At 38.3% G+C, this 25,966-nt stretch carries 28 protein-coding genes; 2 read left to right on the top strand and 26 right to left on the bottom strand.

What is annotated here, in order from left to right; all coding sequences use genetic code 11:
• Positions 1 to 89: 89 nt before the first annotated feature.
• The 24 genes from ADI58_RS07880 to ADI58_RS07770 all read right to left on the bottom strand — a co-directional run bounded on the left by ADI58_RS07880 (position 90) and on the right by ADI58_RS07770 (position 21,650).
• Positions 90 to 1,199, bottom strand: coding sequence for a Gfo/Idh/MocA family protein (locus ADI58_RS07880; protein WP_000248712.1), 1,110 nt, complete (start codon positions 1,197 to 1,199; stop codon positions 90 to 92).
• A 37-nt stretch (positions 1,200 to 1,236) separates the two neighbouring features.
• On the bottom strand, positions 1,237 to 3,561 hold the full coding sequence (locus ADI58_RS07875) for a sialidase domain-containing protein (protein ID WP_049522113.1): 2,325 nt from the start codon (positions 3,559 to 3,561) through the stop codon (positions 1,237 to 1,239).
• A 1-nt stretch (position 3,562) separates the two neighbouring features.
• Positions 3,563 to 4,021, bottom strand: coding sequence for a NanQ anomerase/TabA/YiaL family protein (locus ADI58_RS07870; RefSeq protein ID WP_000587140.1), 459 nt, complete (start codon positions 4,019 to 4,021; stop codon positions 3,563 to 3,565).
• A gap of 25 nt (positions 4,022 to 4,046) precedes the next feature.
• Positions 4,047 to 5,588 carry a sodium:solute symporter family protein gene (locus ADI58_RS07865; protein WP_045611610.1) on the bottom strand — a complete coding sequence of 514 codons (1,542 nt, stop codon included), beginning with the start codon at positions 5,586 to 5,588 and terminating at the stop codon, positions 4,047 to 4,049.
• 27 nt (positions 5,589 to 5,615) lie between these two features.
• On the bottom strand, positions 5,616 to 6,533 hold the full coding sequence (locus ADI58_RS07860; protein WP_049522110.1) for an N-acetylneuraminate lyase: 918 nt from the start codon (positions 6,531 to 6,533) through the stop codon (positions 5,616 to 5,618).
• Between the two features lie 24 nt (positions 6,534 to 6,557).
• The gene (locus tag ADI58_RS07855; RefSeq protein ID WP_024058030.1) at positions 6,558 to 7,259 is read right to left on the bottom strand and encodes an N-acetylmannosamine-6-phosphate 2-epimerase; all 702 of its coding nucleotides are present in this window, start codon (positions 7,257 to 7,259) and stop codon (positions 6,558 to 6,560) included.
• Between the two features lie 4 nt (positions 7,260 to 7,263).
• The gene (locus tag ADI58_RS07850; protein WP_024058031.1) at positions 7,264 to 8,073 is read right to left on the bottom strand and encodes a MurR/RpiR family transcriptional regulator; all 810 of its coding nucleotides are present in this window, start codon (positions 8,071 to 8,073) and stop codon (positions 7,264 to 7,266) included.
• Positions 8,074 to 8,473: 400 nt separating this feature from the next.
• Positions 8,474 to 9,061: a CPBP family intramembrane glutamic endopeptidase gene (locus ADI58_RS07845; protein ID WP_049522109.1), complete on the bottom strand. Its 588-nt coding sequence runs from the start codon at positions 9,059 to 9,061 to the stop codon at positions 8,474 to 8,476.
• Between the two features lie 2 nt (positions 9,062 to 9,063).
• Positions 9,064 to 9,297, bottom strand: coding sequence for a hypothetical protein (locus ADI58_RS07840; protein ID WP_000840776.1), 234 nt, complete (start codon positions 9,295 to 9,297; stop codon positions 9,064 to 9,066).
• Positions 9,298 to 9,309: 12 nt separating this feature from the next.
• Positions 9,310 to 9,690, bottom strand: coding sequence for a thioredoxin domain-containing protein (locus ADI58_RS07835; RefSeq protein ID WP_000566543.1), 381 nt, complete (start codon positions 9,688 to 9,690; stop codon positions 9,310 to 9,312).
• A complete protein-coding gene (locus tag ADI58_RS07830; protein ID WP_000645882.1) occupies positions 9,683 to 10,132 on the bottom strand; it encodes a hypothetical protein in 450 nt (149 codons plus the stop codon). Before ADI58_RS07830 ends, ADI58_RS07835 begins: the two co-directional genes overlap by 8 nt.
• Positions 10,116 to 11,474: a DNA (cytosine-5-)-methyltransferase gene (dcm, locus tag ADI58_RS07825; protein WP_049522107.1), complete on the bottom strand. Its 1,359-nt coding sequence runs from the start codon at positions 11,472 to 11,474 to the stop codon at positions 10,116 to 10,118. Before dcm ends, ADI58_RS07830 begins: the two co-directional genes overlap by 17 nt.
• 99 nt (positions 11,475 to 11,573) lie before the next feature.
• On the bottom strand, positions 11,574 to 12,353 hold the full coding sequence (locus ADI58_RS07820) for a replication initiator protein A (RefSeq protein ID WP_049522105.1): 780 nt from the start codon (positions 12,351 to 12,353) through the stop codon (positions 11,574 to 11,576).
• On the bottom strand, positions 12,350 to 12,523 hold the full coding sequence (locus ADI58_RS11395; RefSeq protein ID WP_000159607.1) for a hypothetical protein: 174 nt from the start codon (positions 12,521 to 12,523) through the stop codon (positions 12,350 to 12,352). The genes ADI58_RS07820 and ADI58_RS11395 overlap by 4 nt, the downstream gene beginning before the upstream one ends.
• A gap of 208 nt (positions 12,524 to 12,731) precedes the next feature.
• Positions 12,732 to 14,093 (bottom strand): 23S rRNA (uracil(1939)-C(5))-methyltransferase RlmD, encoded by a 1,362-nt coding sequence (rlmD, locus tag ADI58_RS07815; protein WP_049522104.1) that lies wholly within the window; start codon positions 14,091 to 14,093, stop codon positions 12,732 to 12,734.
• A gap of 73 nt (positions 14,094 to 14,166) precedes the next feature.
• Positions 14,167 to 15,141: a DUF1002 domain-containing protein gene (locus tag ADI58_RS07810; protein WP_049522103.1), complete on the bottom strand. Its 975-nt coding sequence runs from the start codon at positions 15,139 to 15,141 to the stop codon at positions 14,167 to 14,169.
• 73 nt (positions 15,142 to 15,214) lie between these two features.
• A complete protein-coding gene (gene pmp23, locus ADI58_RS07805) occupies positions 15,215 to 15,829 on the bottom strand; it encodes a cell wall hydrolase Pmp23 (RefSeq protein WP_023940692.1) in 615 nt (204 codons plus the stop codon).
• Positions 15,829 to 16,803, bottom strand: a complete 975-nt coding sequence (locus ADI58_RS07800; protein WP_049522102.1) for a nucleoid-associated protein — start codon at positions 16,801 to 16,803, stop codon at positions 15,829 to 15,831. Before ADI58_RS07800 ends, pmp23 begins: the two co-directional genes overlap by 1 nt.
• 7 nt (positions 16,804 to 16,810) lie before the next feature.
• A complete protein-coding gene (glyA, locus tag ADI58_RS07795) occupies positions 16,811 to 18,067 on the bottom strand; it encodes a serine hydroxymethyltransferase (protein WP_049522101.1) in 1,257 nt (418 codons plus the stop codon).
• Positions 18,068 to 18,128: 61 nt separating this feature from the next.
• A complete protein-coding gene (locus ADI58_RS07790) occupies positions 18,129 to 18,560 on the bottom strand; it encodes a GNAT family N-acetyltransferase (RefSeq protein ID WP_049522100.1) in 432 nt (143 codons plus the stop codon).
• A 1-nt stretch (position 18,561) separates the two neighbouring features.
• Entirely contained in the window at positions 18,562 to 19,164 is a 603-nt protein-coding gene (locus tag ADI58_RS07785; protein WP_049522099.1) for an L-threonylcarbamoyladenylate synthase, read from the bottom strand.
• The gene (gene prmC / locus ADI58_RS07780; protein ID WP_049522098.1) at positions 19,148 to 19,984 is read right to left on the bottom strand and encodes a peptide chain release factor N(5)-glutamine methyltransferase; all 837 of its coding nucleotides are present in this window, start codon (positions 19,982 to 19,984) and stop codon (positions 19,148 to 19,150) included. The genes ADI58_RS07785 and prmC overlap by 17 nt, the downstream gene beginning before the upstream one ends.
• Positions 19,984 to 21,063: a peptide chain release factor 1 gene (gene prfA, locus ADI58_RS07775; protein WP_049522097.1), complete on the bottom strand. Its 1,080-nt coding sequence runs from the start codon at positions 21,061 to 21,063 to the stop codon at positions 19,984 to 19,986. Before prfA ends, prmC begins: the two co-directional genes overlap by 1 nt.
• Positions 21,060 to 21,650: a thymidine kinase gene (locus ADI58_RS07770; RefSeq protein ID WP_000068143.1), complete on the bottom strand. Its 591-nt coding sequence runs from the start codon at positions 21,648 to 21,650 to the stop codon at positions 21,060 to 21,062. Before ADI58_RS07770 ends, prfA begins: the two co-directional genes overlap by 4 nt.
• Before the next feature lie 123 nt (positions 21,651 to 21,773).
• Here ADI58_RS07770 and ADI58_RS07765 point away from each other — a divergent pair, with 123 nt between their 5' ends.
• Positions 21,774 to 21,956 carry a 4-oxalocrotonate tautomerase gene (locus ADI58_RS07765; protein ID WP_001117401.1) on the top strand — a complete coding sequence of 61 codons (183 nt, stop codon included), beginning with the start codon at positions 21,774 to 21,776 and terminating at the stop codon, positions 21,954 to 21,956.
• A 135-nt stretch (positions 21,957 to 22,091) separates the two neighbouring features.
• Positions 22,092 to 23,465: a tRNA uridine-5-carboxymethylaminomethyl(34) synthesis GTPase MnmE gene (gene mnmE / locus ADI58_RS07760; RefSeq protein ID WP_049522096.1), complete on the top strand. Its 1,374-nt coding sequence runs from the start codon at positions 22,092 to 22,094 to the stop codon at positions 23,463 to 23,465.
• 45 nt (positions 23,466 to 23,510) lie between these two features.
• Here the strand turns inward: mnmE and dapA are convergent, their stop codons facing one another.
• Positions 23,511 to 24,446, bottom strand: coding sequence for a 4-hydroxy-tetrahydrodipicolinate synthase (dapA, locus tag ADI58_RS07755; protein WP_049522095.1), 936 nt, complete (start codon positions 24,444 to 24,446; stop codon positions 23,511 to 23,513).
• A 55-nt stretch (positions 24,447 to 24,501) separates the two neighbouring features.
• Positions 24,502 to 25,578, bottom strand: coding sequence for an aspartate-semialdehyde dehydrogenase (locus ADI58_RS07750; protein ID WP_049522094.1), 1,077 nt, complete (start codon positions 25,576 to 25,578; stop codon positions 24,502 to 24,504).
• Positions 25,579 to 25,966: the final 388 nt, after the last annotated feature.

The following is a 25,966-nucleotide window of genomic DNA, read 5'->3' as shown; positions in this document are numbered from 1 at the left end:
CCCATCTCTATTTCTTTATTCAATGAGTTGTATCACAGAACTTTAGAAATTATATAATGACAAGAATTTACTATTCTGTTTGACAATAGTTAAGCATTTGTGATTTCTGAAAGACTTACTTTTCGATCTTCTTTAACTGATAAAGTACATGCATCAGCGGTAGCGATTGATTCTAAAGCAGCTACACCATTGAGAAGTTTTTCATATTCTTCTGTAATTTCTCCACCTTTAATGATGTCATGTAGATATTCCATTTCTTTATCAATACATGTTTGTAACCATAATGGGCAACGTACTCCTGGTTTACCGTACGCAATTGCTCCATCCATACCACGACCGGTATAGATAGCTGTACGGTCATCATCTTCCTCTTGAGTTTCATGTACTAAGAAGTGTGATTCTCCTTCACCTTTAACACGAAGAGTACCTCCAGTATTGAATAAGTCAAGTTTGATAGCTCCTTCAGTTCCTTGAATCAAGACGTAGTGTTCACCCCAACGGAAAGCATTACCATATTCCAAAACAGCATAACGATCATCAGAGTATTCTAGGTTTACAATGAGCATATCATCTTCATCACCAAAGTTTTCACCTTTATGATATACATTACCTCCTACCATTGTCGCTTTTTCAGGAAGTCCTCCCATGATGAACTGAATGCAATCTAATTCATGAATATGGTGGTACAAATGTCCTCCAGATTGAGAACGAAGTTTCTTCCATGATACAGTTGGTTGTTGTTCTTCCCAACCTGTACGAGCGGCATGGCAATAAAGAACTTTACCGATTTTACCTTGAGTAATCAATTCTTTAGCATGGTGTACACCATTAAAGAAGTTCATGATGTGACCAGCCATAAAGATAACATTATTTTCTTTACATGCGTCAACCATGGCTTTACAATCTTCATAAGACAATGCAATTGGCTTTTCACAAAATACGTGTTTGCCATGTTGAGCAGCTTTCACAACAGGTTCACGGTGAAGATAGCTAGGTGAAGCTACAATCACACAATCAATATCTTCACGTGCTACAAGTTCATCTAAACTTGCACAAACATCTGATCCCAACTCTTGAGCAACCTCTTCTCCATGATTTGGGTCAAATACCGCAACCACTTTTGCATCTTCAATTTTGTTCATTGAGCGAGCCAAATCAGCTCCAAAATATCCAGCTCCAACAATACCGTAATTTACCATAATTTTTATCCTCTTTCAATATATTTAAATTTCAGCTTTAATTCTTTTTCAAATCTTCAATCTTAAATGTTATATATGGTACAACATTTTTCATATGAAGTTCATTACGAGACCATGAATCAAATTTTTCAAACATCAATCCAATTTCATGATTTGGTAACTCTGTCAATGTTGAATATGAGTATCCATAGTTACTATAATCAACATCGTGATGATAACGCCAATCAATTGTATTATCATCATTAATTAGACCAATCGAAATTTGTCCGTGTTTACGACCATTTGTGGAGTTTGGAGTACTTAAAATGACAGCCTTTTTACCATCAATCAATTGACTATAATTGATGATTGATAATTGTGTTCCATAACTTGGATTTGAAACAAATTTCAAATATTCCGGCGCACTCCAAGTAGTACCTGCGTCTTTACTTGTTAAATATGCAATTTTACCATTATTTGTACGCATGTATGCTTGAATTACTCCTGGACTCAATTCTACAAATTGTGCTTCTGCTGACCAACTAGAAGGAAGTGGCACAACTTTAACTTTCCAAGACGCTCCATTATCGTCACTATAAATGAATGCAGACTCTTTACCAGTGTAAGACGGAATAAGAATACGTCCGGTTGAGCTTTCAATGATTCCACGTCCAGGACCCAAATAAGGCGCATTCCGATTAAGTCCCATTATAGGAGGTAATAAAGTTGGTGCAGACCAAGATTCGCCATGATCATTGCTAGAAATATATGCAATATAGTTCGTTGGCACTACTTTGAATAATGCATCTTTGTAGAAGATATTCATATGGACTTTAGTCCCATTACGATATTCAGTCTTTTTATTATTTTCAAATGAAACCGAATATTGCTCTACCGTCAAATAATTACCATTTTGTTTAATACCGAAATTTTTATCTACTGAAAATTCAGTTGGTCTGTTGGTACGATCGTCGTATACAGTACCATTCTCACGAATAGTATAATTATAATCAGTATCACCTTGTTTCTTTAATTTAAGGTAATAATTACCATCAATTTGTTTATAACCTGAATCTTTTCTAGTAGCTTCTCTAAAACTTACTCCAGCAGGCATAACATCAGCAAACATGAGTACTTGTTTATTATTTTTTTCAACAATAACAGAGTCAATATAGGTTGCACCACCGCTGATTTGTAAGTCACGTCCACCAACATCACGAGGCCATTCTAATGGTACTGGCGCAAAATCATCGAATGCCAATGTTAATTTTGGTTTAGTCCATGTCTTACCATTATCATCACTATAACTTGTAGCAATATTAATTTTATTCAAGAAATCATGAGTTCCACCGTAACGAGCGTCAATGCTTGAAAAAACCCGACCATTGCTAAAAGTATACAGAACTGGAATACGGAAATAGTTAGAACCTGTTGTATCATTAGCCGTATAAATTAAATGTCCAGTAACAGCGTTTGTTGTCATCTTTTTAACAGTTTCTTCATCCAATGCACTATTAAAGAATTTGATATTTTCTAGTGTTCCGTTAAAACCAAACGCCGTTTTTCCTGCACGTTTCACTCCCCCAAGCATATAGTAATCAATACCTTTAATATCCTTGAGGCTTAGGAAGTTATCCACTTTCTTTTCTACTACTTTTGTACCATTAGCATATAAAGAATATGTTTTTTTGACTGAATCTGCTACTACTGCAACAGTGTTAGTCACAGCCTCTTGTTTGTACTTACCCCAAACTGAAGCAGGTCTGGATACTAGGTGATTTTTATTGGAAGAAGTATCACGCGCTTCCATTCCCAATTCACCATTGTCTCTAAGGAACACATCTACATAACTATTTTGTTGACCGGGTTTAGAATTAGATATTCCAAACAAAGCTTGTAAACCTTTCTCACTAGACTGATTGTACTTAATCACTACAGTAAAGTCACCGCTAGTAAGTTTATCCTTTAACTCATTAGTAACATTTTCACCGCCCCCTGTTAAAGTAACATTATTTTTTTCTAAGACAGGAGTTTCTTCCGCTGTAGAAGATGGATCCTTAACAGTAGTTTCGACTGTTCGAGGTTGTACAGTAACTTCCGAAGAATTATCCGATTTAGGTTGTACTCCCGAAATCGCATCCGCTGTGGAAGATTGATCCTTAACAGTAGTTTCAACTGTTCGAGGTTGTACAGTAACTTCCGAAGAGTTACCCGATTTATGTTGTACTTCCGAAATCGAAGTCGTTGGTGAAACAGGTTGCACCAACTCTGGTGTTGATACTTCAGAAGTTTCAGTCTCCTGAGCTGCAACTGAGTTAGCAACAAATGCTGATAATACCACTACAGTACCTAAGGTTACATATTGTTTAATATTTTTTTTCATTTTATTTTTCCTCATTTAAAACTTTGATAACAAGTTTTTTAACAGTTTCATCATTGCAATGAATCTTTGGTTGGTGAAGATCTTCTTCAAAAGTCACCAACATATTCCCTGGAAGCAATTCAACAATTTGATAGTCTTTGCTATCGTAAAAAGCAATATCCTTCTCTTCGCTAAAAGGTACACGTGACTGAGCACGAACTGGGGAAGTTACTGCCATTTTTTCTGTATTTTCAACAACAATATGAATATCTAAATATTTCTTATGAGTTTCAAAAATATCTCCAGGAACTCCATCAGCTAGATAAGTCATACAATTTGCAAAAACATTTTCCCCGTCAATATCAATTTTTCCATCAACTAAATCTGTCAAATTTGTATTTTCTAAAAAATCACAGACTTTTGAAAAATGTTTATTGACAGAAGCATATCGTCTAAAATCAGATTGTTCAGAAATAATCATATTATTTTCTCTTTTCTATTAGTGACTAGTGACGAACTTCCCAACTTGAATCCGCTTTAATTTCTGAAATATCATGAATCGTTGTATATTTAGGTGCAGATACTTTATTTTCAGTAAGAACAGATACAATATAACCTGACACTACTGATACAGAAATTGAAATCAATGAATATGCCCAGTAGCTAACAGCTGTTGGAGGAAGGAAGTATTTAATAAATACCATAACGATGGTTGATACAATCAGCGCTGCATAAGCACCTTGTTTATTTGCTTTTTTAGAAACAAAACCAAGAATGAATACACCACCAAGTAGACCAAGTACAAGTCCCATGAAACTATTGAACCATTCGTATGCAGATTTAATATCTGAATGAGCCATGATAATGGAAACAACAATTGAGAATAAACCTACTGCTAGAGATACGAATTGTGCAATTTTCGTACGACGATCGTCTGACATATTTTTAGAAATGACATCTTGAATATCCAATGTCCATGAAGTTGCAACAGAGTTCAAACCTGTTGAAATAGTTGATTGAGCTGCTGCATAAATCGCTGCCAAGATCAAACCTGTGACACCTACTGGTAACTGGTATGCAATAAAGTACATAAAGATTTGGTCTTGAGGGATATTGCTAGCTGCACTACCTGCATTTTGTACTTGATAGAATACGTACAAGCCTGTACCGATCAAGTAAAAGACTGTTGCAGTTGCAAGTGACAAGACACCATTTGTGAACAACATTTTATTAAGTTTCTTAATATTTTGTGTTGTAGTAAAACGTTGAACCAAATCTTGAGATGAAGCATAGGAAGACAAGATTGTAAAGCCTGAACCCATCACAATTAAGAAGATGGAGTTTGAAAGCAAGTTAGGATCGAAAAGTTTTTCATTTGCAGCAAGGAATTTCCCGTTTGCTAATGTTTCTGCTACTGCACCAAAGCCACCTTTAATATTAGCCATCAGTACAAATAAAGCTACAACGACACCACTAATCAGAACCACACCTTGAATAAAGTCTGTCCATAATACGGATTTTAGACCACCAGTATAAGAATAAACAATTGCAATTGCACCCATCAAAATAATCAAAATATTGATGTCAATTCCTGTCAATACTGATAAACCAGCTGATGGGAGGTACATAATGATAGACATACGTCCCAATTGATAAATAATAAACAAGAGTGCTGAAATAATACGAAGTGCTTTAGAATTAAAACGTTTATCCAAGTAATCATATGCCGTATCGATGTCTATCCGTGCAAAGATAGGTAAGATAAAACGAATTGTCAGTGGAATAGCTACAACCATCCCTAATTGAGCAAACCATAAAATCCAGCTACCTGCATAAGAGTTACCAGCGAGTCCTAAGAAGGAAATCGGACTGAGCATTGTGGCAAAAATGGATACCGAAGTAACATACCAAGGAACCGAACCATCTCCTTTAAAGAACTCTTTTCCTTTCATCTCTTTTTTAGAGAAATAGATACCCGCAACCAACACCGCAAGTAAATAAACAATCAAGATAATTAAGTCAATTATTGTAAATCCTGTTGTGCCCATAACATATCTCCATATTGATTTTATTTATTATAAAAATTCTTTTCGTGCTTGTTGAATAAGTTTTGCTGCTTGTTTTGCAACTTCCAAGTCACCTTCTGCCAATGCTTCTAAGGGTTGACGAACAGAACCTAAATCAAGTTTTTCATTTAGACGCAAAACCTCTTTTGCTACAGCATACATATTTGCCTTACCTGATACCATCTTATAGATAACTTCATTGATAGCATATTGAAGTTTTTTAGCAGTATCTAAATCTCGTTCTTGAATCAAACTTTCCAATTTCAAGAACAAATCTGGCATAACGCCATAAGTACCACCAATACCAGCTTCTGCTCCCATCAAGCGACCACCAAGATATTGTTCATCTGGACCATTAAATACAATGTAATCTTCTCCACCTGCAGCTACAAACATTTGAATATCTTGTACAGGCATAGAAGAATTTTTAACTCCAATCACACGAGGATTTTGACGCATTGTTGCATACAAACTACCAGTCAACGCAACCCCTGCCAATTGTGGAATATTATAAATGATAAAATCTGTATTTGGCGCAGCTTCACTCATTGCATTCCAATATGCTGCGATTGAATATTCTGGCAATTTGAAGTAAATAGGTGGGATAGCAGCAATAGCATCGACTCCAACACTTTCTGAATGTTTTGCCAATTCAATACTATCTTTCGTGTTATTACATGCAACATGGTTGATAACTGTTAATTTACCTTTAGCAACTTCCATAACAGCTTCAATAATTTGTTTACGATCTTCTACACTTTGGTAAATACATTCACCTGAAGAACCATTTACATAGATACCTTTTACACCTTTGTCAATGAAATATTGCACCAGAGATTTTACACGTTCTTGGCTAATTTCACCATTTTCATCATAGCAAGCATAAAATGCAGGAATAACGCCTTTGTATTTAGTTAAATCTTTCATCAGATTTCTCCTTTATATTGTTTTTTATTTGATGACATTAATAAATCGCTGAGCAATTTCTTTTGGACGTGTAATCGCTCCACCAATGACAACACTGGTAACACCTAAACTATAAGCTTTTTTTAATTGTTCTGGATAATGAATTTTTCCTTCGGCAATTACCGGAATATTAAAATCAGCCAATTTTTTCATTAGTTCAAAATCAGGCTCATCTGATTGTACACTTGTACTTGTGTACCCTGATAATGTTGTACCAACAAAATCAACGCCTGATTTAAATGCATAGAGACCTTCATCAAAATTACTTACATCCGCCATCAACAATTGATTAGGATATTTTTCTTTTATTTTTTTGATAAATTCACTGACAACTAAGCCATCATATCTTGGTCTTAAAGTTGCATCAAATGCAATAACTGTTGTTCCGCATTCTACAAGTTCATCTACTTCTTTCATCGTAGCAGTAATATATGGTTCTTGAGGTGGATAATCTCTTTTGATAATTCCAATTATTGGTAAATCTACTACTTTCTGAATTGCTTTAATATCACGCACAGAATTTGCGCGAATGCCCACTGCTCCTGCCTCTAAAGCTGCTTTAGCCATAAAAGGCATCAAGCTAAATTCTTCATTATAAAGGGGTTCACCGGGTAAAGCTTGACAAGAAACAATGACTCCACCATGGACTTGACTTATAAATTTTTCTTTAGTCCAAATTTGGCTCATTTTATTATTCCTCCTTATGGATAATAGTTTGATTGTAATAATATTGTCTCTCTGGACTTTCCAGATAATGAGAGAATAAGCAGTCTGTAATTAAAAGTATTGGAAACTGAGGTGATATGCGATTGCCATACGAGAGATGATTGATCGAAGCTAATAACAATAATTCATCAAAGAAACAATCTTCTTCGTCAAAATTTCTTGTAGTCATTAAAACTGTTTTAGCGCCTTTATCCGCAGCTTTTTGAAGACCTTCTAGTACAATATCAGTTTGACCTGAAATAGATGCTCCAATGACGAGGCAATTTTCATTAAGTAATAAGCTATTCCACAAAATCATATCCTCGTCTGATAATACTTCACCAATGACTCCGAGACGCATAAATCTCATCTTCATTTCTTGTAAAGCAAGAACAGAACTTCCTTCACCATAAAGATATACACGCTCAGCAGTTTCTATCATCTCAGCAATACGCTCAAGTTGAACTTCATCAAGAACCGTGTAAGTTTTTCTCAACATTTCTTCATAGTCAGATAAAACTTTTTCTGTAGCCTCTGTATACAATGCTAACTTTTCTTTCTCACGAATCATCTCTTGGTATTTGAAAATGAATTGTCTAAAACCTTTAAAACCACATTTTTTCGCAAATCGAGTCAATGTTGCTTTGGATACATTAAGGCTTTCGCACAATGCCTCACATGAATAATTATTAAGAGGTTGCTGTTTTAAGAAGAATTTAGCAATGTCTTTTTCAGCATATGCCATATTTGGTAAGTTAGCTTCTATCATTGGAATTAGTTCTTTTTGTAGTAACATATGAGCTCCTTTGTTAAAGTAAACGTTTACATTCTTTATTCTAACACTTATTTTTTTTTTTTTCAATATTTTTCATGATTTAGAAACTAGTTTCCAATTTCTTTCATTTCATAACAGAACAACAAATATAAAGATATAACATTTTTTTATTCTTTATATTTGTATTTTATGCCTTTCAAGAACATTTATCGACGTCGATATGCTCATATATACATGTTTTATTAATTTATATTTTTATTTTATTATTTCTTTCGGAATTTCTATACAACATTTTATTTCTAAAAAAATAGAAAAAATGTTCCTAGTTTCTTTATTTTATACTGTTAATACATTTTTGTTTCCGAATTAAAAATAATCCTATAAAAACTACTGATTTATGAGATAAATCAGATCACCTATTTTAAAAAAGCAGCAAACTATAAACTAGTAGGTTCCACACCAAATGTAGTCCCATACTTCCCCATAAGTCCGATTTGTAGCGTACAAGCCCTAAAAACATCCCAAGTGAAACATATAAACACCAAGCTAGAATGGTTCCTGGATGATGTGCTAACGCAAATAAAACACTTGTCAAAGCAACTCTGATATCTAATTTTCTGACCAAGTTCCATAAAATTTCTCGATACAGAAATTCTTCAACCATACTCGCATTGATTAAGAACCATAAAAATGAAAACCAAGGAATTTGATGTTGAAGGCCAATTAAGTTTGCTTGATTCGTAGTTCCTTGAGCATGAATCAGACTAAAACATAGACTTATAATTAGTAGGCTAACGAATCCAATACCAAGCCATTTTATCCTAGATTTCATATTGACCTTGACCACTTGTTTTCGTTGACCATACATCCATAAAAAAGAAATGAGTGATGCACCATAGAGAATCTGTAGTATAGTTAACTCACCGATACAAAGAAATTTCAGTAAGTATAGAGATACCAATAGGACATTTACTTGTTGGAATATATAAACTGGAATTATTCTTTTCATAGTTACCTCCGAAATAAATCTTCATAATCTAAATCTAATACCTGCACAATCCTTTCTACCCATGGACTTTGAGGCATTCGTTGTTCCATCTTATAGTGGCGAATCTTTTGATACAAACGATTCAATTCACTTGGATAGTGAAACTCTCCCGCAAACATTTTTCTGGTTAACTCAATCCAGCTGATATTTCTTTCAGCCAAAATAATGGACAAGTTCTCCCAAAATCGTTCAGCCATATTGCTTCTCCTTTAGTTAGATAAATAATGTGTTTGTGCCATGTAAATCAATTGTTTCGTATCTCTTGGCAATAAAGCTCTAGCCTCCTCTAGATTCAGATTTGGATAAACCCTCTTATTTGAAACCGCAAGAGGAAGTCTAATAGTTAGTTCAGGATTTTTTAATATCATTTCAATGAAATCTGTTAATTTTAGATTGTCACGGTTCTTAAATCGTAATAAATTAGGAGATAAAAACTCAAAACAATCTGAAGAATAGCTCATCATCTCAATTAATTTATCCTTTGTCATTTCAGAAACTGAATGACAAGATACCTCGATGCCATAGTTTTGGAAAAAGTCTAAAAGAAGTTGATTTCTTTGGCTATTTTTACTTAGATAGAGATCAATCATGGGAGACCTCCCAAAGATTCGGTTCCATTTGATATTCTGAGACTATTAAGGAATCTAATAAATTTGCGAAGTTAATTGGTTTCTTGTCTTCATCATAAGCTTTTACAGTTACTTGGGTTGTAAGTATTCCCTCTTTTCCCTCGGCTCGATAGCCTTGTCCATATAAAACAAAAACAAGATTCTGATGATCATCTACAAAGGCATCAGCTCCGTTCTTTATATCCTGACTTTCAAGGAATTCCATAATGTTTTGAAGATAGGATTCGTAAAATAGGGGGTAGTTGTGTTTTTTATGGTAATCATCTAAAAATGTCACCTCAAACTCACATGGATAATTGGGCATCAAAAATATTTGTTCATCCAGCTGTTTGATTTCTGCGTCATGTAATTCTGTTTCTAATTCATCACAATCTAGTATTGATTCTTTATTTAATGCTTTCATCTTTTTCCTCTATTTCTTTTAATTTTTTTGCGATTGCGGCAATCACAGGAACGGTTACACTATTACCAGCTTGTTTATAGAGCTGACTATTACTAGAGACTTTTCTAGCAGCTTCAAAAGCCCAATCAGGAAAGCCCTGCAGTCTAAAACACTCTTTAGGAGTGATTCGTCGTATTCTCAAACGGTAAAATTCCCCTTCAATTAAGACACCAGCTACTTGGTAAACTTGTTTATCTTCTCCTTCATAGCTAGCCACTACTACTCCCATTTGCCCACTAGTTGTTAACGTATTCGCTATACCTTTTCCAACTCTACCACGACGATACTGAGAACTTGGTCTTTCTAAATTGATTGAATCTCCTATTTCTGCTTGAGCATATCCTTTTTTCGTTGCCTCTCGGACTTTTAGAAATTTGATTGGTTCTGGAATCAGTATTTTGGGGATTTTATCTCCACCTTGCATCGTAGTCAGTGTTGGAGATAAGCCCTCACTTCCATAGACGCGACCGGTCTCCTTAAAGCTAGTTGGTAAATCTCCAACAACGACAATACCATGGCGATCCTGAGTATTTAAAGTAAACATTGGCTCTTGATTATCCTTGAAACGTCTACCATTTTGTCTTTTTTCTAATCTGTCTGGTGTCATACAAGGAATCGCAACTTTAAATCCTTCTCCTTTTCCACGAACTAAGGTTGGTGCAAGACCTTCTGAATAATAGACTTTACCACTCATTCCATTTTTTGATGGATTCAAATTCCCTAATATTTTTAAAGTCTCAGAGTTAGTTGCTTGACCTTCTCGTCTGAAAGGAAATAGGAGTCTGGTACCTCTCTTTCTAGAATGTCCGATAATAAACACCCTCTCTCTGTTTTGGGGAACGCCAAAATCCTTACTGTTAAGCACCTGCCACTCAACATCAAACCCCAATTCATCAAGCGTGGTAAGGATTGTGGTGAACGTCCGTCCCTTATCGTGATTGAGTAGGCCTTTAACATTTTCAAGAAAAAGAAAACGTGGTTGGATTTGTTTGGCCGCTCGAGCAATTTCAAAGAATAAAGTGCCTCTAGTATCTTCAAATCCCAATCGTCTTCCTGCGATTGAAAATGCTTGACAAGGGAATCCCCCACAGATGACATCGACCTTCCCTCTAAGTTTTTTAAATTCGTCATCTGAAACATCTCGTATGTCATGAAATTCAATTTCTCCTTCCGTTTGAAAAATGGACTTATAAGATTCTCTAGCAAATTTATCAATCTCACAAAATCCAATACACTCGTGTCCGACACTTTCCATTCCAAGTCGAAAACCACCGATACCTGAAAATAAATCAATAAATTTCATTTCTTTATCACCCCTTTCTGATCGACTATCAATGTCCAAAGTGTCACACCACTTGAAATGACAATGAGCATAACTAATATCCACTCGATTGGCGACATTTTAACCACCTCCTTTTCTAACACGGTTATTCCAAACGGAATATAGGCCATTAAACACAAATTCAGCTAAAACTTCCGCACGTCTAACAAAGTGAACATTATCTAGAGCATACTGATAGATTCTCTCAAAATCAGTCATAGCAATTTCACTGGCTGTTTCAGAAAAACCCTCTCGTCTAAATTGATCTTGTACCAATCCCCAAATATAATCTCGATCATATTTTGTGACCTTTTCTACTTTTCTTCTCAAGATAGGTTGAGTATTCCTTTCTTCCTCATCCTCAATAAATAAAGATTCAGTCTCACTATATTTAGTCTCACTAACTTCAGTCTCACTAGGGGCTGAATGTGAGACGGGGGCCGTTTCATTTTCAACCTGCCCTAGTCTTTTTTTAACACTAGGCCTGTTTGAAATACCTACTGGGGTAGAAGACAACTCCCCTAAATAAATCTTATTAGCTAGTCTTCCTTTCTCACTTGAAGACTGTTGAACTTCATCAATTAAGTCATATTCTTTAAGAGTTTTCTTGATGGACAGTAATTTTGACTTCGAACAACCTAACAGCCTCATCAGTTTAGAATTAGAAAATACTAAATAGACTGCTCCTTCTTCATCTATCCAACCACGACTGAGAGATAATTCTAAACGATCTTTTAAAATAGAATAAGCCACCTTTACTTCTAGTTTCATATCCATATATTTCTCATCCTCAAAAAGAATTTTAGGTAATTTATAATACCGTTCTGAAGTTTGGTATTGATTAGCGGTTATTCGTTTCATAGCGCTCCTCCAAGTTCTTTGAGTATTAAATCCCCACTTGATTCCAATCGAACCAAGCCACTTTTTTCTAATTCAGCCATAAGAGAGATGGCTTCAACAATGTCAATTCCCATTTCACGTACTAAAAATGAAATGACAATATAGCGTGATGATTGTAATTCTTTTGTCATTTTTCCTCCTGAAAATAAAAAAAGGAGAACAATATACAATTGTTCTCTCTTTAGATAAATATTTATTGTTGTATTCATTTTTCCGATGCGCAAACGACATCTACAAATACATATACATCTATGTGCCTTTTTAGGACTTTTTTGACGTCAAAATTGCCTTTATCTACAAAGACAAAATGCTTGTAAAATAGCTTAAAATCAAGGATTTTCACCCTTTTTTTCGTTGTAGCAACACTACACACTCCACGTGGTGCGTTTGCGGAAATAAATCTACCGGCTGGACTTTCTTCAACTCGTATCCCAATTCTTGGTAGAGTTTGATATCACGCGCCATAGTAGCGACATTGCAGGAGATATAGGCGATGCGGTCTGCTCCTGTTTTGCTACTTGCTTTGATAAAGCTTTCTGTGAGTCCTTTTCTTGGTGGGTCCACTAGGATAAGACTTGGTTGAATCCCATCTTTGAGCCAATTTTTCATGGCATTTTCAGCTGTGTCACAAACATAGTGGGCATTTGAAATATTGTTCAGCTGAGCATTCTTTTTGCTATTCTCAACCGCTTCTGGAATCACTTCGACACCATAGACTTCCTTGACATGTTTCGCAACAGAAAGACCAATCGTCCCGATACCAGAATAGGCATCAATGACCACATCATCTTCTTTTAATTCAGCAAAGTCAATGGCTGTTTGATAAAGTTTTTCAGCCATTTCAGTATTGACTTGGTAAAAAGCGGGTCCAGCGATTTGGTAGTCATTTCCCAACATCTGGTCAGTGATAAAGTCTTGTCCATAAAGGATGCGCCATTCCTTACCAAAAATCGTATTGGTATTTTGGTCATTGATATTTTGCATAACAGACACAATCTCTGGGAATTGCTTGATTAGTTGTTCAATCAATTGCTCCACACGGAAAACTTTAGGTCGAGTTGTTACCAAAATAACCATGATTTGTCCTGAGTAATGCCCACGACGTACCACAAGGTTTCGAATCAAGCCAGCTTGTTCCTTTTCATCATAAGGTTTCAAATCATAACGGCGGAGCAAGTCACGTAGACCTACTACTACCTCATCAATCACAGGATCTTGGATAAAGAAATCTTCCAGTGGCATGAGATCGTGGGAATTCTTACGGAAAAATCCAGTTTCTAAGACACCATTCACTCGACGAACAGGCACCTGTGCCTTGTTGCGGTACTTGATTGGATTTTCCATACCAAGCGTTTCAGCAACCTCTATATCATCAATTCCAGCAATCTTATATAGACTATCCTTAACTTGCTTGGTTTTAAATTTGAGCTGTTCTGGATAGGCAAGATGACCTAAATCCGCGATTCCTGAACGCAGGTAAGCCAAATCTAGATCTTGATTACGGTGTGGTGATTGGACAAGGTATTCTTCTACTTTTCCAAAACCAATCTTTTTATTGACCTTGAGAACTCGCATGAGAATTTTTTCACTCGGTAAAGCATTCTCTACAAAAAAGACCAAACCATCCACCTTGGCAACTCCTGCTCCTTCATGGGTCAAGTCAACAATTTCAACTTCTACAATATCATTTTTCTTTAACATTCTCTTCTCTTTCTATTGACCGACAAAAAAGACGGCAACGTTACGGTTACCATCTATTATACCATGAAATTTCTTAAGAACCAAAACTCTTGAAGAAGTTGACAATGGCTTGCCAGAGGGAGCTTAGGAAATTACCGCCGTCCTCTAGCGCCTTATCCGCATCAAAGTTAAGGTTAATATTTTTAAAACTGTCGCCAGCTTGTGATACGATGCTTTGTTTAAGGTCATTCAAGGTTTTAGTGAAGTCCGTATTGCTGAGGATATCACTCTTTGAGAGATTCAAAGCAAAATTGATGATGATATTGATCTGGTTTCCTGTTATAACCTGATCAAGTTTGTAATTTTTTAAGGTATCTTCAATGATTTTACGGACATCTTCCTCCGTCAGATTTCCCTTGCTTTCTTTAGCTTTGGCGAGTCCTGACTTGATATCGGCTAGGGCAACATTTAATTTATTAGCATCATAGCCTGACTTGTCCTTGTTTTCAGCATTGATATCTGACAAAGCCTTCAACTCTTCTTGAGCCAAATCTTTATTGGCTTGTGGTACCTTGGCTCCATTAGCCTCTAGCGAATAGTAAATCCCTGCTAAGGCACTCTCACCTGTAACTGGAATAGGGGCTGCTACAGTGATTTTGGCGTGTTCCACTCCCAAGGTTACGGCTGCGTTTCGGTACATATCCTGAGTCACCTTAGTAATGTTTTCTGGTGTTTCAATCTTGACCTCAAGTGGCGACTTGTCACCCAGCTTTTGAATCTTGGCTGATGAATACAATTGTAAACTAGAGTCATTGGCCACATTCATGATTTTAGAATAGATATCAGGTGTCATGGTCTTGAGCTCTTTGGTGTCTGTTGAGGCATTGTAGCCTAGTTTTTTAAGGGTTTGATTTTTTTGATCTTCAGACAATGATGAACCTAGGACATATTCAGGTTGGACATAGGTTTCATCGATAACTTTTTGAACATCTGTTGCTGCATGGACGCTATTCATAGCTGTTACTGCCCACAAGACCGCAGCACTAGTCAGAAAGAGTTTCTTTCTCATAGGGAATTTCCTCCTTTACCTTTCTAGAGTAATATATCTATCTTAAAGAAAACTTATAACAAAAACACCTGGGCTAGCCAGATGTCGAAAAGAGAGTGAAACATTTGATGATGTAAAGGTTGAGTTGCACCTGTCTAGAATAGTAATAGTTTCCTCCATTTACATAGAGTTCGGCACCGTGAAAAATGGAAATAGGGTGAATATAACTATAAGTCTTTCCGGTGGTATTGCCAAGCAAGGGAGCAACAGTATCACGAGAGTACTGTTTGGCCAGAGCCAAGGTATTTTCCTTGCCATTTTGGGCGATAAAATCGATATAGGCAGGTCCAAAATTATAGGCTTGAACAGCTGTCCAGACATCAACACCCTTCTTCTGGGCCAGATAGAGATTATCTGTCAGAGTTTGAACACCTTGCCGAATGCTAGAGGCATTATCATTGATGGTATTGGTGGAACCACTTGCAGACTCACTAGACTGCATGACGTCGCCTTCTTTTCCTTTTGTTTCGGTATAAATCATAGCGAGCACAAGCTCTTCGTTTGCTGGGGTGTCTTTTTCACTCAAGATTTCTCGCACCATGGGTTGATAGGTCATGACTTGCTTGACATCTTGGTGAACGCGGTAAGCTTTATAGCCAGCAAAAAGGAAGACTGCTAGTACAAGCACTCTTCGAATTCGTTTAAACATTATTTACTTTGGATATCCTCGATATTTTTGATTAAGATAGAGTAGGTTCCATTGTCGTTTTGGATAAACTCAACAGATTCGGCGTCTTGATAGACGTTATTGGGAACGATGAGCTCAATTCCATTTGACAAGGAGAGTTTTTGGTTTTCAAATTTTTTAAGCTGGCGACTGGCATCAATTTCATCAAATTGAACAGGCTCTGGTACAGCTTCCTTGACTTGATCAATAAAGCTCAAACGAGCCGTCAGATTATTGTCAAAAAGGTCGTTGGCCAATTTTTCTGGTGACAATTCATTGCTTTCTTCTAAGTTATTGAAAATCGCTGATTTGACCTTAGATTGAAATTGAAAATCATCTGTATTAAAAGATTCAGCAATTCTCTGGGCTGTTTTTTCCAGTTCCTTGATGGATTTCTTAGGAGAAATTTTAGGGGCAACAGCTAGGAGATTTTCTGAAAAATAGTTCAAAAAAGTCCCATTGTACTTGATTCGTTTTTCAATCAGATGGTACTTGCGACTCTGAAGATTGACCACCAAGGCCTCATCAGCACCCGTTCCAAATCCAGGCAAGTTATTCTGAGTCAGCTTGATTGGATTATCAACTTCTCCTCCGAGGTGGGTCAAGGTCTCCCGCAGGGCAATTCGCAAGAAAGCGAAATGTTCCACACCTTCTTTAGAAAATTGCACAAAAATCAAGTCATTGGTCTTTAGATTTTCAGAAATACTGAACTCTTCTTTCCAGAGATTAGCCAGTGTTACTGAAGTCTCCAACAAATCGTCTGTGATGTGATTGAAGAAGGGATTTTCTTCTTCGAAAATCCCAGTCTTAGCTTCATCTGAATACACACGTTCAATTTTCTTACGCAGGTATTCTTCGATTTTTGGAGTGATATTGAGAAACTTATCCGCTAGAAACAGCTCGGTATCATCCGGACTGAACTGGTGAATAATGGCTTTCTTAATATAAATGTCCATAAAAGTTTTAGTCCTCGTATAGTGGGAAGGCATCTGTTAATTCTTTAACTGCACTTCTCACTTCTTCTAAGACAGCTTCATTTTCTGCATTCTTAAGGGTTTTAATGATGAGCTTAGCCACTTTGCGACTTTCTTCTTCACCAAATCCACGTGCAGTAATGGCTGCTGCTCCGATACGAATCCCACTTGTCTTGAATGGTGACAAGGTTTCGTAAGGAATTGAGTTTTTATTTAGGGTAATATTGACTTCATCCAGCAAGTTTTGAGCAACTTTGCCGTTTTCTACAACTTTAGTCACATCCACTAGGAAGAGATGGTTTTCAGTCCCACCAGAAATAATACGGAAATCAGGGTCTTGCAAGAAGACATCTGCCATAGCCTTGCTGTTCTTGATAACATTGGCAGCATATTCCTTGAAGGCTGGATCTAAGACTTCTTTGAAGGCAACAGCCTTCGCAGCAACAACATGCTCCAAAGGACCACCTTGAATACCTGGGAAAATAGCTGAGTTGATTTTCTTAGCTAGGTCCTCATCATTTGTCAAGATCAAACCACCACGAGGTCCACGAAGGGTTTTGTGGGTCGTTGTTGTAGTGATATGAGCATATGGCACTGGACTTGGGTGAAGACCAGCAGCAACCAAACCAGCGATATGGGCCATGTCTACCATGAGCTTCGCCCCAACAGCATCCGCAATTTCACGGAATTTTGAAAAATCGATAATTTGAGAATAGGCTGAAGCACCTGCTACAATCAATTTTGGTTTTACTTCTTGGGCTTGTTTCAAGATAGCATCAAAGTCCAAGAGTTCTGTTTCAGGGTCCACACTATAAGACACAAAGTTATAAGTTTGACCTGAGAAGCTGACAGGAGCTCCGTGAGTCAAGTGTCCACCAGCTGCCAAATCCATCCCCATAACGGTATCACCTGGCTCAATTAAGGCCATGTAAGACGCACAGTTGGCTTGGCTTCCTGAGTGTGGTTGGACATTGGCAAATTTTGCACCGAAAATTTCTTTTGCACGTTCAATAGCTAGACTTTCCACCACGTCTACTACATCTGTTCCACCATAATAACGGCGTCCTGGGTAGCCTTCGGCGTATTTATTCGTCAAGATAGACCCTTGAGCTGCCATAACAGCCTTGGAAACTACGTTTTCCGAAGCAATCAACTCAATGTTGTTTTGTTGGCGTTCTTCTTCTTTGGCAATAGCATTCCATAGATCAGCATCATATGCTTTAAAATCATCTTTATCAAAAATCATAGGTCTTCTCCTTTATTGTGTGACTAGTCCATTAGTTTCATTTTCTTATTAGAAAATCAAACTAAAAGATGCGAATAAACCGTTTCTGCACTTTATCACAAGTATAACCAACTTTTTCATAAAATGCATGAGCACCCAGACGATGATCGGCAGAGTTTAAGCGGATAAACCCATAATCACGTCTTTTTGCTTCTTCTTCCAACCCTTGTAATAATCTTTTACCAATACCTTGACCTTGCGCTTGAGGTGAAACTGCTAAGGCTAAAATATTAAATCCTGCTTTAGAATAAAGTGATTCATAGACCTCAGCGTGGACATATCCAAGCAAGGCATGACTAGCTTCATCCTCATAGCCAAGTAGAAAATGATGTGAATCCTGAGATAATCTAGCTAGTTGGCTAGACGTTTCCTCTGAACTAAAAGAATAGCCCAAAGCCTCTTGGTTGATGTCACATATAGCTTTCACATCTGTTTCTTGCAAATCTCTTAGCATTTTAAGCCTCCTCAAAAGAAATCTCTGGCAACCGAGCAAGAATATCTTCTCGCTTAATGGCCCCTTGGCGTAAGATTTTCACCTTGTCTCCCGACAAATCCAAAATAGTTGAATCCTGTCCCGTTAGAAAAGCATCGTCTTCCAGCCCCAGAACCTCTTGGTCAAAATCCTTCAGAATTTGTTCAAAGGTTACTCCACTTGCCTGACCTGAAATATTAGCAGACGGTCCAATCAAGGGTCCCGTCTCTCGAATCAAATCCAGCGTGATGGGATGACTTGGTATCCGAAATCCAACAGTCGCGAGGCCAGAATTGACCCAATAGGGAACTTGGTCATTGGCTTCAAGGATAATGGTCAAGGGACCTGGCAAAAAGGTCTCTACAAGTTTTTGTAGATAAGCTGGCTGATTCTTTGAAAAGTGCAAGATATCCTCTAAAGAGGCAATATTGAGATTGAGTGCCTTGTCTCTGGGACGACGTTTGAGTTGGTAAACATGGTCAACTGCTTTTTCGTCTAGAGCCTTGGCAAAAAGACCGTAAACTGTCTCTGTAGGTAGAACAACAGCTCCACCATTTTCCAACTCTTGTCTAATCCTGTCCATCATCAATCACGACCATCCTATCTTGACCAAATTGGTCCTTAAGTGTTCTTACACGTTTTTCAGGAAGATGTTTCCTAAAAAGTTCAGGAACACTTTGCCCTTGCTTGTATCCAATTTCAAGGTAAATCTTACCACCATCTTTGAGATAGTCTTTTGCATCTTCCGCAATTCTACGGTAAATAGCTAGGCCATCCTCGTCTGCAAAGAGAGCTAGATGAGGCTCCGAATGCAAGACATTCAAGCCGACCTCTGACTCATCTTCACGAGAGATATAGGGTGGATTGGAAACAATTATATCATATTTTTCAGAAATTTCTGTAAAACAGTCAGATTTTTTTAAAAATATTTGAAGATTTTGATTTTTAGCATTTTCGCTAGCTACATCTAAAGCATCTTGGGAAATATCTGCTGCTGTCACTGACCAATCTGGTCTGTTTTTTGCTAGAGCAAGAGCAATAGCTCCACTACCTGTTCCAATATCCAGAACTGAAAGATTCGTCTCAGGATTTTCAGCTAGAATAAGCTCCACTAACTCCTCTGTCTCTGGACGAGGAATCAAAACCCGCTCATCCACTTTTAACTGCATTCCATGAAAATCTGCCCCACCTATAATATACTGGGCTGGTTTATGAGCCACTAACTGCTGGTAAATCTCTTCTACAAATACTTCTTCCTCTTCCGTCACTTCCTGCTGAAGGGCAAAAACAAAGTCCGTAAAAGATAGATTTTTCAGGCTACGATAGACAAAAGAGAGGCTTTCTGCTTCCTCTCCTTGTCTTATCAACTCTTCTTCAAAATCTGAAAATAATTGAGCTAATTTCATTATTTGTTTAATTCTTCTAATTTTTGCGTTTGGTCATAAAGTACCAAGGCGTCCACAACTTCATCCAATTTACCAGACAAGATGGTATCTAGTTTTTGGAGAGTTAAGCCGATACGGTGGTCTGTGACACGGTTTTGTGGGAAATTATAAGTACGGATTCGTTCTGAACGGTCACCAGTACCAATCGTTGACTTACGCTCAGCGTCCTGTTCATCCTGAGCAATCTGAGCAAAGTGGTCGGCAACACGCGCACGGATGATTTTCATGGCTTTCTCACGGTTCTTCTGCTGAGTACGTTCTTCCTGCATCTCAACCTTGATATTGGTTGGCAAGTGAACGATACGAACAGCAGTCGCAACCTTATTGACGTTCTGTCCACCAGCACCTGATGCGTGGTAGATATCAACACGAAGGTCTTTTGGATCAATATCGTATTCAACCTCTTCCACTTCAGGCATGACAAGAACTGTGGCAGTTGATGTATGGACACGACCTTGGCTTTCTGTCACAGGGACACGCTGCACACGATGAGCACCTGATTCGTACTTAAGTTTAGAGTATACAGATTGACCCGAAACCATGGCAACCACTTCTTTAAAACCACCGACACCGTTCATAGAAGCTTCCATAACTTCAAAGCGCCAGCCTTGGACTTCCGCATACTTTTGGTACATGGTTAGAAGGTCTCCAGCGAAAAGTGCCGCTTCGTCACCACCAGCCGCTCCACGAATTTCAAGGATGATGTTCTTGTCATCGTTTGGATCCTTTGGAAGGAGCAAGATCTTCAGTTTTTCTTCGTATTCTTCTTTTTCAGCCTTGGCATCTTTGAGCTCTTGCTTGGCCATTTCTTCCAAGTCCGCATCTCCTCCTGATTCCTTAATCATTTCTTCAGCATCAACGATGTTTTGAAGGACTTGTTTGTACTCACGGTAGGCTGTTACTGTGTCACGAGTTGAAGCTTCTTCTTTTGAAAGCTCCATAAAACGTTTGGTGTCAGAGACCACATCCGGGTCACTCAGCAACTCTCCTAATTCTTCATAACGGTCTTCTACAGCTTGTAGTTGATCATAGATGTTCATTTTTCTTCATTCTCCTTATTGATTTCAGGGGCAAAATAATGTTTACGGCAAACTGAGATATAGGTTTCATTTCCACCAATCTGGATCTGCTCACCATCATAAACGGGCAATCCGTCCTGTGTACGCAACACCATAGTTGCCTTTTTCTTACAATACTGACAGATGGTCTTGATTTCGTCAATCTTGTCTGCTAAGAGCAAGAGATACTTGGAACCTTCGAACAGTTCATTGCGAAAGTCATTTTTCAAGCCAAAAGCCATGACAGGTATGTCTAACTCATCAACTACACGAGCTAGATCGTAAACATGGTGACGCTTGAGAAACTGGGCTTCATCGACCAAAACACAGTAAGGCTTTTCTGGTAGGTCTCGGATATAGCCAAAGATATCCGTCGTCTCCTCAATCGCAAGAGCAGGGCGTTTCATACCGATTCGACTCGACACATAGCCAACACCGTCACGCGTATCTAGAGCCGAGGTCATAATCACAACACCTTTTCCTTGCTCCTCATAGTTATAGGCCACCTTGAGAATCTCAATCGTCTTACCAGAGTTCATGGTCCCATAACGATAATACAACTGTGCCATGTTTCTTGCTTCACGTCCATTTCTAAATTTTTGCTACATTCTAGTATATCATAATTTTCTTAAGCTTTAAACGGCAAAATGTGGTAAAATAGAAGAAATCAAAAACTAGTGGAGGAAGCTATTATGCCATTTGTACGCATCGATTTATTTGAAGGACGCACGCTCGAGCAAAAGAAGGCTCTTGCTAAGGAAGTAACAGAAGCTGTTGTTCGCAACACTGGAGCCCCTCAATCTGCTGTCCATGTCATCATCAACGACATGCCAGAAGGAACTTACTTCCCACAAGGGGAAATGCGCACCAAATAAGCTAGCTTAAGCAGAAATGCTTAGGCTTTTTCAATCTCCAAGTAGCATCCATTGAAGAAATAGTCTAAATTTGTTACAATTTGAAAAGAGACTTGGAATATTCCAAGAAAAGAGCAATTAATTAAAGGAAACATTATGATTACACGTGAATTTGATACCATCGCTGCTATCTCTACTCCACTAGGTGAAGGAGCTATCGGTATTGTACGCCTGAGCGGAACAGAAAGTTTTGCAATTGCGCAAAAAATTTTCAAAGGGAAAGACTTGAGTCAGGTTGCTAGCCACACTCTCAACTACGGTCACATCGTTGACCCTCAGACAGGAAAAGTCATGGACGAGGTTATGGTTGGAGCTATGAAGTCTCCAAAGACCTTCACTCGTGAGGATATTATCGAGATTAACACTCACGGCGGGATTGCGGTGACCAATGAAATTCTCCAACTAGTTATCCGTGAAGGAGCTCGGTTGGCAGAACCTGGTGAATTTACCAAACGTGCCTTCCTAAATGGACGTGTGGATTTAACACAGGCCGAGGCGGTGATGGATATCATCCGTGCCAAGACAGACAAGGCCATGAACATTGCAGTCAAACAATTAGATGGTTCCCTTTCTGATCTTATCAATAATACCCGTCAAGAAATCCTTAACACACTTGCCCAAGTTGAGGTCAATATCGACTATCCTGAGTATGACGATGTTGAGGAAGCGACTACTGCTGTTATCCGTGAGAAGACTATGGAGTTTGAGCAATTGCTAACCAATCTCCTTAGAACAGCCCGTCGTGGTAAAATCCTTCGTGAAGGAATTTCAACAGCTATCATCGGACGTCCCAACGTTGGGAAATCAAGCCTTCTCAACAACCTCTTACGTGAGGACAAAGCTATCGTTACAGACATTGCTGGTACAACCCGTGATGTCATTGAAGAATACGTCAACATCAACGGTGTTCCTCTAAAATTGATTGACACAGCTGGTATCCGCGAAACGGATGACATCGTGGAACAAATCGGTGTTGAACGTTCGAAAAAAGCCCTCAAGGAAGCTGACCTAGTACTACTAGTCCTAAATGCTAGTGAACCGCTGACAGTCCAAGATCGTCAACTTCTTGAAATCAGTCAGGATACCAACCGAATTATTCTTCTTAACAAAACTGACCTACCAGAAATGATTGAAACTTCAGAACTTCCTGAAGACGTTATTCGTATTTCAGTCCTTAAAAACCAAAACATCGACAAGATTGAAGAGAGAATCAACAACCTCTTCTTTGAAAATGCTGGTTTGGTTGAGCACGATGCTACCTACTTGTCAAATGCCCGTCATATTTCCTTGATTGAGAAGGCTGTTGGAAGCCTACAGGCTGTTAATGAAGGGCTGGAACTAGGTATGCCAGTTGACTTGCTTCAAGTTGACTTGACTCGTACTTGGGAAATCCTCGGAGAAATCACTGGGGATGCTGCACCAGATGAACTCATTACCCAACTTTTTAGCCAATTTTGTTTAGGAAAATAAGAAAAATCCATGATCGTTCTTGCGGTCATGGATTTTATTGTCTTATTAGTAATCTGGTCTTAAGACACCTGTTACAGTTGCCTTAGTTGCTTCGTAGTCGCCATCTACGACAACTTTGATAATGCGTTTGGCATCTTCTTCTGGTGCTGGAACTAGAGGTAAGCGTGTTGGGCCAGCTTCAAATCCCATATAGTTCAGAACTGCCTTAACAGGAGCAGGACTTGGATAAGAGAAGAGGGCATTGACTTTAGGAATGAACTTACGTTGAATAGCTGCAGCTTTCTTCATATTGCTTTCAGCTATGGCAGTAAACATCTCATGCATTTCATCTCCATTTGTATGGGAGGCAACAGAAATAACCCCATCCGCACCCAAGTTCATGGCATGGAAAGCATCTCCATCTTCACCAGTATACACCAAGAACTCTTCTGGTTTGTGCTCAATCAAGTAAGCCATATTAGCCAAGCTAGTACATTCTTTGACACCGATAATATTTGGATGGTCAGCCAAACGAAGCATGGTTTCTGGAGTTAATTCGACAACCACACGACCTGGAATATTATAGATAATAATAGGTAGATCAGAAGCATCTGCAATGGCCTTAAAGTGCTGATACATTCCTTCTTGAGAAGGTTTGTTGTAGTAAGGTACAATAGCAAGCCCAGCAGCAAAACCGCCAAATTCCGCGACTTCTTTGACAAACTCGATCGAGTCACGCGTATCATTGGTACCTACACCCGCAATCAAAGGAACGCGTCCATTGACAATCTTTTGTACAGCCGCAAAGAGTTCCAACTCCTCATCGTGGGTCAAGGTTGGACTCTCAGCAGTCGTCCCTGCAAGGAGAATTCCGTCTGTATGATGCGCCAACAAATGCTCAATCAAGGCTGGAATGGCATCAAAGTTGATGGAGCCATCCTCGTGGAAGGGAGTAATAAAGGCTGTGATGATTTTACACTCTTTTAAATCTTGGTAAGACATGAAAACACCTCTCTATTTCAAAGAAGGAGTTCATCTGAACTCCTAAACGATATGACTATTTTAATTCAAATTTCAATTCAGCTGTTGGACGAACCAAACCACGTTCGTGCAAAGTTTCAGCAATCTGAACGGAGTTCCAAGCAGCACCTTTGAGAAGGTTATCTGAAACAACCCACATGTGAATTCCTTTTTCTGCATCCAAGTCTTTACGGATACGACCAACAAAGGTATCACGTGAACCCACTGCATTGATAGCTTGCGGATAGATTTGATGAGCTACATCATCTTCAAGAACAGCACCTGGGAAAACTGCGATAGCTGCTTTGACTTCTTCGATTGGAGCCACTTCTTTTGTTTCGATGTAAACAGACTCAGAGTGAGCTGACAAGACTGGAATACGCACACATGTTGCAGATACTGCAATGCTATCATCTTCCATAATTTTCTTAGTTTCCTTAGTCATCTTCATCTCTTCATAAGTGTAATCATTGTCAGTGAAGACATCGATTTGTGGAAGAGCGTTAAAGGCGATAGGATAATGTTTCTTGTCACCGCCTGAAGGTAAGATTTCCGCATGCAAATCACGTGGTTTCACACCATCATTCAACACTTCACGAAGTTCACGTTGTGTTTCAAGAATCGCTCCCATACCAGCACCTGAAACTGCTTGGTAAGTTGAAACGATGATACGATCCAAGCCCCATTTTTGACGGACAGGTTCAAGCGCCACCATCATTTGGATTGTTGAACAGTTAGGGCAAGCAATAATCCCGTTGTGGGCATCAAGTGCGTGAGCATTGACCTCTGGAACAACCAAAGGAACGTCTGGATTTTGACGGAAGTAAGATGTATTATCAACTACTACCGCTCCAGCTTTCACTGCGTATGGTGCATACTTAGCTGATGTAGAACCACCTGCTGAAAAGAGAGCAATATCAACTCCCTCAAAAGCAGTTTCAGTCGTTTCTTCAATTGTAATATCTTGATCTTTAAATTTCAAAGTCTTGCCTGCTGAACGTGCAGAAGCAAGTAAACGAATTTTATCGATTGGAAGTGTTGATTCTTCCAACATTTTTATCATCTGAGCACCGACAGCACCTGTCGCGCCGACTACAGCAACTGTATATCCCATAAATAACCTCTTTCGGAATTTTCTAAAAATTTCTATAATAGATGTATTATACTACTTTTTCCATGAATTGCAAAGCTTTTTCATCATTTTTTGGAAAATAAAAATCCCCAGTCGCTAGACTAGGGACTAAGAGGCATCTTCATGTGATGAGCAGGTTCACACAACTCATCAAGGTCCGCTCCTGCGTTATGACCTCCTTATGCTCAATAGTAGTCCGAAGACTACCTATCGACTCATCGCATCTTCTATTCTACTAAAGAGAATCACTTTTGTCAACAGACGAAACTCTTTATACTCTTCGAAAATCTCTTCAAACTTCGTCAACGTCGTCTTCCCGTATGTATGGTTACTGACTTCGTCAGTTTCATCTACAACCTCAAAAACATGT

The sequence above is a fragment of the Streptococcus mitis genome (genome assembly GCF_001074635.1).
Taxonomy (GTDB): domain Bacteria; phylum Bacillota; class Bacilli; order Lactobacillales; family Streptococcaceae; genus Streptococcus; species Streptococcus mitis_E.
Note: the sequence above shows the minus strand (reverse complement) of the source record. Positions and strands in the feature narration are given on the sequence as shown.

What these genes read in the sequence shown, in the direction of transcription:
- ADI58_RS07880 (WP_000248712.1), bottom strand. Translation starts at nt 1,199, where the DNA reads ATGGTAAATTACGGTATTGTTGGAGCTGGATATTTTGGAGCTGATTTG.
- ADI58_RS07875 (WP_049522113.1), bottom strand. Translation starts at nt 3,561, where the DNA reads ATGAAAAAAAATATTAAACAATATGTAACCTTAGGTACTGTAGTGGTA.
- ADI58_RS07870 (WP_000587140.1), bottom strand. Translation starts at nt 4,021, where the DNA reads ATGATTATTTCTGAACAATCTGATTTTAGACGATATGCTTCTGTCAAT.
- ADI58_RS07865 (WP_045611610.1), bottom strand. Translation starts at nt 5,588, where the DNA reads ATGGGCACAACAGGATTTACAATAATTGACTTAATTATCTTGATTGTT.
- ADI58_RS07860 (WP_049522110.1), bottom strand. Translation starts at nt 6,533, where the DNA reads ATGAAAGATTTAACTAAATACAAAGGCGTTATTCCTGCATTTTATGCT.
- ADI58_RS07855 (WP_024058030.1), bottom strand. Translation starts at nt 7,259, where the DNA reads ATGAGCCAAATTTGGACTAAAGAAAAATTTATAAGTCAAGTCCATGGT.
- ADI58_RS07850 (WP_024058031.1), bottom strand. Translation starts at nt 8,073, where the DNA reads ATGTTACTACAAAAAGAACTAATTCCAATGATAGAAGCTAACTTACCA.
- ADI58_RS07845 (WP_049522109.1), bottom strand. Translation starts at nt 9,061, where the DNA reads ATGAAAAGAATAATTCCAGTTTATATATTCCAACAAGTAAATGTCCTA.
- ADI58_RS07840 (WP_000840776.1), bottom strand. Translation starts at nt 9,297, where the DNA reads ATGGCTGAACGATTTTGGGAGAACTTGTCCATTATTTTGGCTGAAAGA.
- ADI58_RS07835 (WP_000566543.1), bottom strand. Translation starts at nt 9,690, where the DNA reads ATGATTGATCTCTATCTAAGTAAAAATAGCCAAAGAAATCAACTTCTT.
- ADI58_RS07830 (WP_000645882.1), bottom strand. Translation starts at nt 10,132, where the DNA reads ATGAAAGCATTAAATAAAGAATCAATACTAGATTGTGATGAATTAGAA.
- dcm (WP_049522107.1), bottom strand. Translation starts at nt 11,474, where the DNA reads ATGAAATTTATTGATTTATTTTCAGGTATCGGTGGTTTTCGACTTGGA.
- ADI58_RS07820 (WP_049522105.1), bottom strand. Translation starts at nt 12,353, where the DNA reads ATGAAACGAATAACCGCTAATCAATACCAAACTTCAGAACGGTATTAT.
- ADI58_RS11395 (WP_000159607.1), bottom strand. Translation starts at nt 12,523, where the DNA reads ATGACAAAAGAATTACAATCATCACGCTATATTGTCATTTCATTTTTA.
- rlmD (WP_049522104.1), bottom strand. Translation starts at nt 14,093, where the DNA reads ATGTTAAAGAAAAATGATATTGTAGAAGTTGAAATTGTTGACTTGACC.
- ADI58_RS07810 (WP_049522103.1), bottom strand. Translation starts at nt 15,141, where the DNA reads ATGAGAAAGAAACTCTTTCTGACTAGTGCTGCGGTCTTGTGGGCAGTA.
- pmp23 (WP_023940692.1), bottom strand. Translation starts at nt 15,829, where the DNA reads ATGTTTAAACGAATTCGAAGAGTGCTTGTACTAGCAGTCTTCCTTTTT.
- ADI58_RS07800 (WP_049522102.1), bottom strand. Translation starts at nt 16,803, where the DNA reads ATGGACATTTATATTAAGAAAGCCATTATTCACCAGTTCAGTCCGGAT.
- glyA (WP_049522101.1), bottom strand. Translation starts at nt 18,067, where the DNA reads ATGATTTTTGATAAAGATGATTTTAAAGCATATGATGCTGATCTATGG.
- ADI58_RS07790 (WP_049522100.1), bottom strand. Translation starts at nt 18,560, where the DNA reads ATGCTAAGAGATTTGCAAGAAACAGATGTGAAAGCTATATGTGACATC.
- ADI58_RS07785 (WP_049522099.1), bottom strand. Translation starts at nt 19,164, where the DNA reads ATGATGGACAGGATTAGACAAGAGTTGGAAAATGGTGGAGCTGTTGTT.
- prmC (WP_049522098.1), bottom strand. Translation starts at nt 19,984, where the DNA reads ATGAAATTAGCTCAATTATTTTCAGATTTTGAAGAAGAGTTGATAAGA.
- prfA (WP_049522097.1), bottom strand. Translation starts at nt 21,063, where the DNA reads ATGAACATCTATGATCAACTACAAGCTGTAGAAGACCGTTATGAAGAA.
- ADI58_RS07770 (WP_000068143.1), bottom strand. Translation starts at nt 21,650, where the DNA reads ATGGCACAGTTGTATTATCGTTATGGGACCATGAACTCTGGTAAGACG.
- ADI58_RS07765 (WP_001117401.1), top strand. Translation starts at nt 21,774, where the DNA reads ATGCCATTTGTACGCATCGATTTATTTGAAGGACGCACGCTCGAGCAA.
- mnmE (WP_049522096.1), top strand. Translation starts at nt 22,092, where the DNA reads ATGATTACACGTGAATTTGATACCATCGCTGCTATCTCTACTCCACTA.
- dapA (WP_049522095.1), bottom strand. Translation starts at nt 24,446, where the DNA reads ATGTCTTACCAAGATTTAAAAGAGTGTAAAATCATCACAGCCTTTATT.
- ADI58_RS07750 (WP_049522094.1), bottom strand. Translation starts at nt 25,578, where the DNA reads ATGGGATATACAGTTGCTGTAGTCGGCGCGACAGGTGCTGTCGGTGCT.